The sequence below is a fragment of the Shewanella sp. P1-14-1 genome (genome assembly GCF_001401775.1).
In the GTDB taxonomy this organism is placed as follows: Bacteria; Pseudomonadota; Gammaproteobacteria; order Enterobacterales; family Shewanellaceae; genus Shewanella; species Shewanella japonica.
The window spans coordinates 60,331-72,667 of record NZ_LKTL01000012.1 but is presented as its reverse complement, the minus strand read 5'-3'; the positions used below and the strand labels follow the sequence as shown (position 1 = coordinate 72,667).

The following is a 12,337-nucleotide window of genomic DNA, read 5'->3' as shown; positions in this document are numbered from 1 at the left end:
TTAAATTTTGTTTTTATTATTTACCGCTTCTAATATCACTTTTTGACAAAGCTCAGACAGCCAGACAATTTTTGCTTCATGTCTTCTTGCTGCACTGGTAATGATAGCTAAGTCAACGGCCAAATTCTTATGTGCACCGTTCGATTCTAAATTAAATTGATACGAGTAATTATTTTTCAATAATTCCTGCTGAACCATATAGTTATCTACAATTATAGTAGGGTTACGTTTCTCATCAAAGGCACGATATAGCTCTACGTATTCGTTTAAGTCATCGACGATTAACTTAACGAACTCACCCTCTAAATTTCCACCTAATGATCCATAACCTGAAGCTATTTTTTTCTGATATAGCTGCTGGGGGCGATCTTTCAGTGTTTGTATACCAATATCGATTGAGCCTTCAATCAAACCATCATTACTGGTTTTACGCCATTGCCTTAATTCAATTACTGCGTTTGTTTCTCGGCGAATGGCTTCGATTAACGCTTTACCCATCATCACAGCTAATGGCTCTCCGATATGGACTGTGATGTATTGCAGGTTTTTGGGATCAAAATATTCAGGCTCTAAAGCAATATTGATTTGTTCTATTGAGCTTTGAATCTTTGGCGCAATTTTATCGGCGTAACTGGTGGGCTGCAGACCGTTTGCTGTTCGGATAAACAAAGGGTCGTTTAGTTCTTCACGTAATTGTGCAAGTACTTTTGAAACAAACGACTGTGATCGTCCAAGTAGTTTGGCAGCACGTTGGGTTGAACCTGATTTATACAGGGTAATAAACACATTAAGTGCATTAAGATCCATAATATACCGATAAATAAGAACATCTTAATTTCATATTACATCATTAAAACGTCAAACACAGTAATGGCATTCGCTAATTTGCACATATGGAATATGCCTTATTCCAAATTTACATATAGAGGTTGTTAATATTCCATTTAGTTATCTTATTACCCCTTGGAGAATACATGTCAGAACAGCACGAACTTGCCACCATCCCAGAAGAAAAACCAAGCATAGCGCTTGTTATTGCCAAAAAAAGTATGTGGTTCATTATCGCCGTAACAACAATCGGTTTGTTGAGTTATCTGTTTTCATTATTAACAGCTATTCACGGGAAATCATTACCCGAAAGTTACTTTGTTAATGGTTATCCATCCATTTTAGCGCTTCTGGATTCTGAGTTATTTATGGGGTTTGTGTTTGTCGTGACCGTCTCGATCATTTGCTACACATTACTTTTATTTTGGCGATTGCATGAAGTGGCAGTACACAAGGCTGAAGCCATGTCGAGTGCACACACGCAAATTGTATTTGCTTTGTCACTGTGTGGATTATTCATTGATAAAGCCTGGTGGGTTCTTGCCATAATCATTGCATTTGGTCGTTGGGATGTACTTGCCAATAGACTTTCAAGCATTATCAGCAACGGCATTAAAGGAGATAAGTAAATGAAAGAGATTATGCTCCCTTATGTATTAATCATTTGGTTACTGGTTAAACTTGGTGTTATACAGTGGAATCTAGCGAATGCTGTTCGCTCAGTTGGTTTAGGGTTCTTTATTGCCTTCATGCTATTTACGGCTCATCGTTTTTGGTCTCCAGCAGACTTAACTGACAGCTCAACGGTTAAAGCTCCTCATGCAGTGCTTAGCCCTTTGTTTGGTCAAGAAATCGAAGAGATTTTTGTTACTCATAACCAAATGGTTAAAAAAGGCGATTTGATTTACAAATTGGTGTCAGTCGACAGTGAAAAAGAAATCAGATCGTTAAAAGCGCAAAAAGCTGCTGAGCTTGCTAAGAAAGAAGCACTTAAACTGCGTATGGAAGCGCTAGAAGTGACGCTTAACAATGACAAACGTAACTTTGTTCGTGTCACAGACTTACGTGATTATGCCAGTGAAATGACACGAGATGACTTAGAAGCAAAAATACAATCTACCGAAGCTGAAATCGCATCAGTGGTTGCTGAGCTTGAAACTCATCGTGCGCAGTTACGCGCGTTTGATGCACAGATTGGTTCTGCTCAGTGGAATGATGAACGTCGTGAAATTAGAGCTCAATTTGACGGTCAACTTTCTATTACGAATGTAGCAGTAGGTAGTCGTATTGGTAACATGCACCTTTATGATACCTCTAAGAAGTTTTTAGAAATGCGAATTGCAGATCAATCGTATCGTTATATTAAGCCTGGCCAATTTGCCGAGTTTTACGTTGATGCTTTTCCTGGTGAGATATTTCGAGGTCGAGTGCACAGTGTGACTTCAGGTACAGGTGAATCGATGATCAGCCCATTAGCAGGAACTCAGCAAGTTAGGCAACATGTTGGTAATAACGCTGGAAGTCATGGGCGTACAGTGGTTATTGAATTTGAAGAGCCAGAAGGCTATTCAATCCCGATTGGCGCGACAGGTTCAGGCTGGATATCGGCTGAAAAGCCAGCGAGTTTCTTAGGCTTCATGGATATTATTGGCGCTGCAACAGTCAGACTTAAAGCCCTTAAAGCTTACCTAAGCGCTTTGTAATAAGAAGTAATAGATAGTTGCGGAAATATAAAAGGGAGCTTTGGCTCCCTTTTTTATGTGTTTTATGTGTATCACTTAGCGTGCTTACAATAAGATTCCCTAGAGCGTTAAAACAAATAACTCCTTATTGACTTAACGCTTGATTTGAGGAAATGGTGTCATTATTAGTCGCCAATTTAATTTGCTTGTATTGCTGAAATACACCTTGAGCTAGAATCGTTATTGTCATCACTTGATATAAAATTCCAGACCATGACATCAAATATATTGAAAGCATTAAGTTCAATGCATTACTCACTAGCATAGCGGCGCGAAGTGCCATTCCTTTACAATAAAATAGACTTATACTCATTACCACTGCTGCAAAAACTGCGCACCATTCACTCCAATGTTCTGCCCACATTACTCCCTGTAAAATTGCTACAGTAGAGAAGGTAACACTCATCATTAATGGCACGAATTCCGATTTCGTTGTATGGCCGAGTTGCTGGCAACAACGGAATCGAACCACATTTACAAGTTGATTCGCCATCCCAAGAAAGCTGCCTAGTAAGCCTAAGTGAATGGCTGTAAGAATGGATGCAAGCATATTGCCATGAATAAATTTGCAATCTTGTTTTTGGCTATTTGCCCACCAGCCGATAGCCATTGAAATGAAGCCTAGTAATTGCACAAAGAACAGTTGATTAAACGCAAACTCAGACACGCAGATGATACTCACTAAAAAATCGAAGGGCGTATTGTCTATATTTTCAGCAGCATTAATTTGATCTGAACGAGGTTTTCAGCTTTAGCCTTAATATTCAGCCTAAAAATAGTTATTTTCTGATTTAGTGTGCTTCAAAGGTGTAAGGTTTGTTCTTGATGGGTAATGGCTTTGTTTGTTATTTGTTGCACTTGTCAAGTTTGTGGTCGCTGTATACTATCCCGTTTTAATAACTACTCACGTCACTTCTTAATCGTTTTTCAACATTTCATTCAAACACTCACTTAACGACAACTGACCTTTGGGATATCTTGCCAACAGGTTGTGTATTGTGGGGTCAGTAGCTCTCTGCGCATATGCCACTTTCCAGTAATTCCTTGGGCGGCAACAAATATTGAGTCAGTGCCATAGCGCTGGTTAAGCTTATCGCAAACCTGCATGAGTGTCGGATCTTTGGCCGGAGTAAATAAGTCTCCCTGTAAATGCTGTACCGGAGAAAGGTCAATAAGACCAATGCCAATTTTATAATACCGTGTATTTGGATTAAATAACTGACTCCCTATGGCTGTTGCATAACTAATGAGTTCGCATGTGTCATTGGTCGGAAATGCACAACGATAATGGTATTTAAAACCGGAAGGTTGCTCATCGTATGGAGAGTTTTTGGCAAAAATAAGTAGACTACTGGCTGCTGAATCCTGTTGTCTCGCTTTAGCGGCAGCGATGGCTGCATGTTTACTCAGGGCTTGCAGCAAAGATTCTCTATCAGTGATCCGCTGGCCAACACTGCGGGTGGAAAAAATTTGCTGCTTATCAGCTCTTGCGCTATCCCATCCTTTACATTGCTCGCCATTGAGCTCTCGCACCGTACGCTCTATTTCAATACTAAAATTTTTACGGGCGATTCCAGGCTGTAAGTTCGCTAATGCTAAAGCAGTATGAACCCCCATTGCCTGGAGTTTTTTACCTATTCTTGAGCCGATCCCCCAGACATCGGTGGCTTTCATGTTTGCTAGAATAGCGCGGCGCTCTTCATCGGACTCGATGCAGCAAACACCGTCATACCCAGCAAGCTTTTTGGCTGCGTGGTTGGCCACTTTAGCGAGTGTTAAGGTTTCGCCAATGCCAACACAAACCGCTAAACGCGTTTCTTTCCATACTGCTCTGCGAATAAGAGAGGCGTGATGGCTTAAACATGGAATTGCTGGGTAACTACGCTTAAAAGAGAGAAAAGATTCATCAATACTGTATATGTGCTGTTCGGGGGCGAAGCGACCAATGACATCCATCATGTTATGAGACAAAGAGGCATAAAGCTCATAATTAGAAGAAAGTGCAATAACCCCTAGTTTTTCACATTGATGTTTAACTTCAAAGTAAGGGCCAAATTTACCAATGCCTAATGCTTTAGCTTGACGGTTGGCCGCGACAATACAGCCGTCATTATTGGATAGGACAACAATAGGGCGTCCACGCCATTCAGGCCTAAACACTTGCTCTGCGCTGCAATAAAAAGAGTTGGCATCGACTAAGGCATACATGGGTTAACGACCCGACAATATTGGGCTTTGACGGTGACAACGTATTGAACGGATCACCACACCTTCAACAGTAAAGCTGTCATGTTCTTGAATCAGTACACTATGGTGATTGTCATTCGCTGATAATAATAATCGCCGCTGAGTATCAATTAATTTGCAGACGAAGCAACCATTATAATTCGCCACAATAACATCGTGATTTTCCACATTAACATGGCGATCGACTATCAAAATGTCTTTATCAAAAATCCCTATCTTTTCCATTGAGTCGCCGCTGGCTTGACCGATAAATGTTGCGCTTGGGTGTTCAATCAGTAGCTCATCTAAACTGAGTGGTAGCTGTCGATATTCAGCAGCAGGGGACTCAAAACCTGTAATGCCAGCACTGGCAAAAATAGGGATCACATTCATAAATCTCACATCACAAAATTACTGTATATTTATACAGTATTATAGTGCTCCCCGTAAAATTGGCAATAATTTATCTGGTTTTGGCGGCTTTTTGAACGAAGTGTGCGTTTTGCGAACGGATTTTAGCTAGGAGCGACAGAGGTCATATTGATAAGTGACTAATAGGTATAGCTACTTGATAAATAAACAGGTCAAGTTGTAGAAAATACTGCCAGCTTGAGAAGTTAACTTTCTGTTCAGCTTAGGTTTAGCAAAATTCATTACTATAACAGTCAGATAATGATTATTTACTGTCGCTTAATAATATGAAATATGTGCCTTCTAGTTGTTCTTTGTCTCAATGAGGCGCGAAATGGTAACTAATGCGTCAGTGAGATGGATAAGATAGTGTCAATTAACCGGGCACATAATTGATTAAATCGGAGTGAGTATGAAAAAGTTAAAAACGATTACTGCATTTATTGCATTCAGTTTATTTTCAGTGGCTGCTAATGCCAGTTTTTCAACTCAGCAATCTGTGGTCATTCAAATAGACCAATCTATTGCCAACATCGATAGCGCTGTAAGCTGCTCAATAATTTACTCGCATACGCCGTTAGCGTCAGAAGCAGATTTTTATAAAGGCATGGTTTACGAGAACTATTCTAACCTAGTTGAGCAATTAGTATTAACAGGTCAGACAGAACAACAAGCAAGGCAAATTGCGATGGAAAAGGTAGTGAGCCAAGCTACGCATATGGAAACCTTAATAAAAGAGCAAAAAGCCGATGGCAACAAGGCGCAATTCACTCAGTTATTAAAAACCACAGCAGTGCAAAACCAGTGTGTTCACTATGCTAGTAATAACTAGTTAACGGTTTATTATCAATATCGGTAGTAATAACCATACGAATAAAAATATACCCGGTCACCACAATTGATGACCAGGTATATTTATTTAGCAGTGCCCATATTTAACAGGGTGCTAAGTAAATCGTTAATGCAGTGAAGAGACTATTTTATCCTGATTAAAGCCCCTGATAAGCGTGCCATTAACTTGCAATAAAGGGATCCCTTGGCCGTTTAATGCTTGATAACGTTCATTAGCAGCGAAAGATTTCTCAATATCAAACTCTTGATAAGCAATGCCATTATCGTCAAAAAAGATACGTGCCTTTTGGCAGTACTTGCACCAAGCTGTTGCATACATAATAACTTCATTACTGGCGGCATAGGTGGCACGGATAGGCTCGACCGGTGATTGATTCCAGTGTTGGTAAGCGGCGTAAAGGACCAACAACACAAATAGCTTTTTCAATGAATACCTTCCATGGGCTCAATGGGCTTAAAAAATAATCGTAATTATATAAATATCGGGATGAAAATTAAACCGCTATTTCAACATGACTAAATAAGCGATTACGAATAAATAAAGTGGGGATAAGACAGTATTTAACTAGTGAATGTAAGCAATTAAATCATGCCAGATTCATATCTCTTTTAAGGATATTTTTTGCGGCAACGATATCAAATAAAAGCACTTTAAAATCAGTAGTGTGATTCGCATCAAATTAGCCTGTGACAGATTGTCGCACTGTCTACGCTTCTGATTGAGCAAAGCGAATTAATCTGCGAAAACGTTCATAGATAAATAATAAATGGACGTTGTAATGAAATTTAATACTTCAATTTTAGCTGCGCTGATTGCGGCATCTTTAACGCCAAACTTGGCAATAGCAGATCATACTACAAAGACCTGTGATGGTGAGCAATGCGATGATTATATCGTTGTCACGGGTGAATTAATGAAAGAGCCATCTAAGGTTACTACCGATCCCAAAAAACCTCGCTTACCTTTACCAGCATACGATGGCGCAGGTTTCTTGAAAACGATACCAGGCTTTAGCATTAGTCGTAAGGGCGGCGCTGGTGGCGACCCTTCTTTGCGAGGAATGGGTGGTTCACGGGTCAGTATTGTTGATGATGGCCAACATGTTTATGGTACCTGCGGTGGCCGTATGGATCCTCCAACCGCATATATTTATCCTGAAGCCTATGACGCCATTACTGTCATTAAAGGACCGCAAACGGTTAAATATGGTCCAGTGGGCTCAGCCGGAACCGTTTTATTTGAAAAAGAGCGCCATAGCTTTGTAGAAAAAGACATGGAAGGCCGATTGAGTATGACAGGCGGCAGCTTTGGCCGAGAAGACTATTTGGTTGAAATGAAAGCTGGTACTGAGACGCATTATATTGACTTTGATATGAATAAATCCAAAAGCGATCACTATGAAGATGGCGATGGAAACACAATACAATCAAGTTATGATCGCAGTAATGTCAATGTGGCGCTTGGATGGACACCAGATGAAGATACCGTTGTTGAATTGGCCTATGGCAGTTCAAGTGGTGAAGCTGAATATGCAGACAGAGCAAATAAAGCACGCCAAATTGACAATGAAAACCTAACACTTTTGGCGAAACGAGACGTTAACTCATCATGGTTAAACAACGTCGAATTTCAATTTTATTCCAATGAAAACGATCACATCATGGATCAATTTGATCAAGGAGTAAATGCTGGTACCAATGTGCGCCGTGAGACCACAGGAGGGCATCTTTGGTTGGATATAGCGTTGAGTGATAAGTGGGAAACCCTAATCGGTATCGATTATATGGACAGTGCGCATGAAGGCAGAAGCATAGACAAGGAGTTAGATAACGGCCTTGATGATCTATTGGCTAAGCCTTTTAACAAAAACATGAGCTATGAGAATATCGGCGTGTTTGTTGAAGCCAATTACCATATCAGTTATGCGACAAGCCAAGGGAAAATTTTAACAGGGTTAAGATTGGATCAATGGGATACCGAGTTACACGTGGGACAAAAAGGTCAGCGAGAGGATGATCTTGTCAGTGGTTTTATTCGTTACGAGTACATGTCTGGTCACAGTCAGTACTATGCAGGTGTTGGTCGTGCTGAGCGCATTCCTGATTACTGGGAGTTTATGAAAGCTGATGATAGCAATATGGCCATTAAGGCATTTGATTTAGAACCTGAAAAAACAACCCAGCTTGATGTCGGTTGGATATATCAAAATGATTATGAAATCTCGACGGCATTTTATTATGGCAAGGTCGACGATTATATTTTAATTGATTCAAATGGGGCTAAAACATCTGCCTACAATGTTGATGCGACCATTTGGGGTGGTGAACTTGGTGTAATGTACCCCTTTAATGAACAATGGTCTGCACAAACGACGGTTAGCTACAGCCATGGCGACAATGACACCGCCGATACACCTCTTGGACAAATCTCGCCATTAGAAGGGCGTATATCAGTTAACTATGAATCTAATAATTGGACTGCTGGACTATTTTGGCGTCTTGTTGCAGCGCAAGATAGAGTTGCAGTAGGACAAGGCAATATATCGGGCCAAGATTTGGGGGAAAGTAGTGGCTTTGGCACCTTGTCGGTAAATGGAACGTGGAAGCATGATGACCTATTAGTCAGCTTTGGTGTTGAGAACCTGTTTGATCTAACCTACGCAGAACATATTAGTCGCTCAGGTGCAGGCAATGATATTCCCGGCAGTGAACCATTGTTTCAAGTTAATGAACCAGGTCGGACAGCTTGGGTTAAAGTGGATTACACTTTTTAAACGAAAGTCGCGTTAACCAAAGATAAAAAAGGTTCAGCATAAGCTGAACCTTTTTGTTACTACATCTATTATTGAGTCATTGTTTAGTCATTCACTTCTTGGACATTGATAACAAGTTGCTCCCAGTTACGTTGGTTATCAATGTCAAACTGTGCGCCTTGTTCGTCAGCCCAAGTAAATCGAGTAATTGCAGAAGTTTTACTGGTTGCTTGATATAACCAATAAGCTTCGGCCTTGAGTGCGTCTTCAATCGGTTTATCAATAGACTCATACACAGTTTGCTTACATGCATTGATAGACTCTGCAGGAAACTGTGCAATACGTCTTGCAAGATTTTCTACGTATTCACCTATCTCATCTGGCTCAAGCGCTTTATTGATAGTGCCGTATGCTTCTGCTTCATCTGCAGTAAAATCACGTGCGCTAAGAATGATTTCAAGGGCTCTGCCAAGTCCTGCTTGTCTTGCCATTCGAGAAGCGCCACCACCACAAGGCAAAATACCCATGCCAACTTCCATTTGCATAAACTTGTATTTGCCGCGGGCAGCAAAACGCATATCACAAGCTAATGCAAACTCATGACCACCACCACGAGCAAAACCTTCTAATTTCGCGATGGTTGCTTGTGGTAAACGACTGATACGCTCTAATACAGATTGTAGGTCGAGTAATTTCGCTTCGTCACGCGATACAACATCCTTAGACATGTCTCTAAGTAAGTTGGTATCGTAATGACATACCCAAATTTCAGGATGAGCAGATTGAAACACCACGACTTTTATTTCTCTATCACGTTCAAGACGCAACGCTAAACTGTTTAAATCTGCTAGCATCTCTTGCCCTTGAACATTCACAGGGGGAAAATCGATAGTAACCCATGCAATTCCATTGTCTTTTTCCACATTAAAAGTTGCAAAGTTCTTATATTCCATTGTTGATGTCCTTGTAATGTCCTAGCATGAATGAATTATGTGGCTGAATAACACTTGGTTATCATCTGGTTCACATTCATAAAAGTAGGCGATTGACTCTGCTAAGTGAATCCGAATTATTGATAAAGAGAATTTAGTATTTCTATTAACTAAATTAGGGCTATCTGGTGTTGTATTTGCTTAATCGGTCATTTAAGAATAAAAGTTTGGGATGAGCAGCTGTCACATGGCGAGTTGTAGAAGAAGGTTAAATAGGAACAAATAAATATGGACACAGAGAGCTTACGTCTATTTGTTAAGGTTGCAGAATCATTAAGTATTAGTGCCGCTGGCAGAACCTTAGGAATATCCCCAGCCATTGCGTCTGCAAGGTTATCAAAACTTGAGAATCAATTAGGTACAGACCTATTACATCGCTCTACAAGGAAAGTGTCGTTATCAACAGAAGGCGAAGGCTTCTTGCCATATGCGAAAGAGATTTTAGTACAGCAAGATGCAGCCATGGCTGCCATTGGCAGTGAAATTAATGAAGTGAAAGGGCTACTAAGATTTACCGCATCAAATACCTTTGCACAATTGTATATTTTACCGGTTCTACCTGAGTTTTTAGCTAAGTATCCAGAGTTAGATTTAGAGCTGAGGTTGAGTGATACTGAAGTGAATCTGATAGAGCATGGCATAGACTTAGCGCTAAGAAACACAGAGGCGAAAGACAGTGGTTTAAGAGCACGCAAATTAGCCGATGATCAACGTATTTTATGTGCATCACCCGACTATATCGCGGCGCACGGCACATTAGACACGCCCAAAGATTTAGTAGACCATCAGTTAATTGTATTTAAAGATGCTAAAGGCCGCAAACTGATTAGTGCCGCACAAGACGACCAGAACGAATATGTGTTTCCGCCGGTAAATGGCCGAATTAGATTGAATTGCGATGATGGTACCAGCATGAAGTTAGCGACTGTGGCAGGAGCTGGGATATCAATGAATTCTTATTGGAGCGTTGCTGAAGATTTAAAGCAAGGAAGCTTGATTAGAATATTGCCTGATTATAACGTCGATGATCATACTGCTATATGGCTGGTATACCCTAAGGCCAATGCGTTAAGCGCTAAGGTGAGGGTATTTATTGACTTTTTAGTTGAAAAACTAGGAGCTGCGGACTGGGATAATAGTTAATACAGATCCTATCTCTGCAATTACGACAGCGACTAAGTCAACGCTAACCTAACGCTAGTCAAAATCAGTCAAAATCAGTCAAAACCAGTCAAACCAGTACACCGCTTGTAAAAAGCGGTGCCGACCTATTTTAACGAGAGTGTCATTAATCGATTTTTATAAAATCAAAAATGTTTTCATTAAACCTTTAAAACGGTTATTACACTCTGACTAATTGTATTGGAAAACTTTGATTTGCATTCCATTGTCCAACATAAATATTGTCATCATCGTCGATACATAAGCCATGACAATGACGAAACACATCCCAACTGGTATGCATAGGTTGAAGTTCACCGTTTACATACTCAGGCTGAGCCCCCCCAAGATTAGCGACGACTTGATTGTGTTTATCAAATACACTGATGAAACCTGAGTTATCTGCATTTGTACCATTAATATGTGACCAACATACAGGCGCGAAAAAATGCTCTCCCTTAAAAACGGGTCCGCCTATATAGGCACCTGGAACACTGATAGTATTAAGGTAATCTCCAGATAGAGAATATTGTTTTAATGCATGTTCAGCCCTAGAACTTATCAGCAGTGTCGGAGAAGCATCAGTAGGAGAGCTTGATACGAGCCGCTTATCAATGGCAATGCCATGGGTGTTTTGTAAATTTAAACGTGTATCAAGATTATCATGTCCGCCCCAATACCGAATAAACTGACCATTGCTGTCATATTGCAGTACATAATCAGAGCCATAGCCGTCAGTAATATATAAATCGCCATTATCCGCGATCGCGATATCAGTGGGACGAAAGGCTTGGTTAGGCTGATAAACGCCAATGGTTTGAGGATGGCTAATGGTATAAACAACTTGGCCTGTTAACGTCAGTTTGGCAATAAAACCAGTCTGAGGGATCACTCTTTCTAAGCCATTGGTTGGCGTCCATTGACGGTTAATGACCCAGCCACAATCAACAACATATAAAAAGTCTTCACCATTTTCATGGTTGATCTTTATTGCATGTGCTCCCGGAAATTGTCCGCCCCAAGCATCAATTAATTTGCCGTCTTTATTGTAAATAATAATATTATTTTGCGGGTGATCGCTGACCATAATAATTCTGCCTTGTGAGTCAAACGCTAAGTCATGGCAGTTCTCAATAGGTAACTGTGAAGCGGTCATTTTATTCCATTGAGTATTAACTCGATAAGTGAACTCCCCTTGACCAATGATTAACCCATGAGGGTCAAACCTTGCATTATCACGAGAAGCTGGAATAGCTGTATTCATATTTTATCCTTGTAATCTGCACTAGCAACTTTGGTTAATTGTTAACAATGATAAATATGTATAAGATAAAAACTGTTAGATTTTTGCACTTATGTGTGCAGGACATTT

The 12,337-nt window shown here is 40.3% G+C and carries 12 protein-coding genes; 5 read left to right on the top strand and 7 right to left on the bottom strand.

Annotation, left to right across the window (positions count from 1 at the left end):
* Nucleotides 1–807 (bottom strand): LysR family transcriptional regulator, encoded by an 807-nt coding sequence (locus tag AN944_RS10435; protein WP_055024555.1) that lies wholly within the window; start codon nt 805–807, stop codon nt 1–3.
* Nucleotides 808–974: 167 nt separating this feature from the next.
* Here AN944_RS10435 and AN944_RS10430 point away from each other — a divergent pair, with 167 nt between their 5' ends.
* Entirely contained in the window at nt 975–1,457 is a 483-nt protein-coding gene (locus AN944_RS10430; RefSeq protein ID WP_055024554.1) for a hypothetical protein, read from the top strand.
* Nucleotides 1,458–2,531: an HlyD family secretion protein gene (locus AN944_RS10425; protein ID WP_055024553.1), complete on the top strand. Its 1,074-nt coding sequence runs from the start codon at nt 1,458–1,460 to the stop codon at nt 2,529–2,531. It begins immediately after the preceding gene.
* Between the two features lie 124 nt (nt 2,532–2,655).
* Here the strand turns inward: AN944_RS10425 and AN944_RS10420 are convergent, their stop codons facing one another.
* The 3 genes from AN944_RS10420 to AN944_RS10410 form a co-directional block, all read right to left on the bottom strand.
* Nucleotides 2,656–3,237, bottom strand: a complete 582-nt coding sequence (locus tag AN944_RS10420) for a YgjV family protein (RefSeq protein ID WP_235530888.1) — start codon at nt 3,235–3,237, stop codon at nt 2,656–2,658.
* Between the two features lie 284 nt (nt 3,238–3,521).
* On the bottom strand, nt 3,522–4,778 hold the full coding sequence (locus AN944_RS10415; RefSeq protein WP_055024551.1) for a Y-family DNA polymerase: 1,257 nt from the start codon (nt 4,776–4,778) through the stop codon (nt 3,522–3,524).
* Nucleotides 4,779–4,781: 3 nt separating this feature from the next.
* Nucleotides 4,782–5,189 (bottom strand): LexA family transcriptional regulator, encoded by a 408-nt coding sequence (locus AN944_RS10410; protein ID WP_055024550.1) that lies wholly within the window; start codon nt 5,187–5,189, stop codon nt 4,782–4,784.
* A gap of 430 nt (nt 5,190–5,619) precedes the next feature.
* On the opposite strand from AN944_RS10410, the gene AN944_RS10405 reads away from it, so the two are divergent.
* On the top strand, nt 5,620–6,039 hold the full coding sequence (locus tag AN944_RS10405) for a hypothetical protein (protein ID WP_055024549.1): 420 nt from the start codon (nt 5,620–5,622) through the stop codon (nt 6,037–6,039).
* 126 nt (nt 6,040–6,165) lie between these two features.
* Here AN944_RS10405 and AN944_RS10400 read toward each other — a convergent pair whose 3' ends face one another.
* Nucleotides 6,166–6,486, bottom strand: coding sequence for a glutaredoxin family protein (locus AN944_RS10400; RefSeq protein WP_055024548.1), 321 nt, complete (start codon nt 6,484–6,486; stop codon nt 6,166–6,168).
* Between the two features lie 352 nt (nt 6,487–6,838).
* Here AN944_RS10400 and AN944_RS10395 point away from each other — a divergent pair, with 352 nt between their 5' ends.
* Nucleotides 6,839–8,833 (top strand): TonB-dependent copper receptor, encoded by a 1,995-nt coding sequence (locus AN944_RS10395; RefSeq protein WP_055024547.1) that lies wholly within the window; start codon nt 6,839–6,841, stop codon nt 8,831–8,833.
* Between the two features lie 83 nt (nt 8,834–8,916).
* Here the strand turns inward: AN944_RS10395 and AN944_RS10390 are convergent, their stop codons facing one another.
* A complete protein-coding gene (locus AN944_RS10390) occupies nt 8,917–9,765 on the bottom strand; it encodes an enoyl-CoA hydratase/isomerase family protein (RefSeq protein ID WP_055024546.1) in 849 nt (282 codons plus the stop codon).
* Between the two features lie 267 nt (nt 9,766–10,032).
* Here AN944_RS10390 and AN944_RS10385 point away from each other — a divergent pair, with 267 nt between their 5' ends.
* A complete protein-coding gene (locus AN944_RS10385) occupies nt 10,033–10,947 on the top strand; it encodes a LysR family transcriptional regulator (protein WP_055024545.1) in 915 nt (304 codons plus the stop codon).
* Nucleotides 10,948–11,146: 199 nt separating this feature from the next.
* Here AN944_RS10385 and AN944_RS10380 read toward each other — a convergent pair whose 3' ends face one another.
* Complete coding sequence (locus tag AN944_RS10380; RefSeq protein ID WP_055024544.1) at nt 11,147–12,229, bottom strand: hypothetical protein; 1,083 nt, start codon at nt 12,227–12,229, stop codon at nt 11,147–11,149.
* Between the last annotated feature and the right edge of the window lie 108 nt (nt 12,230–12,337).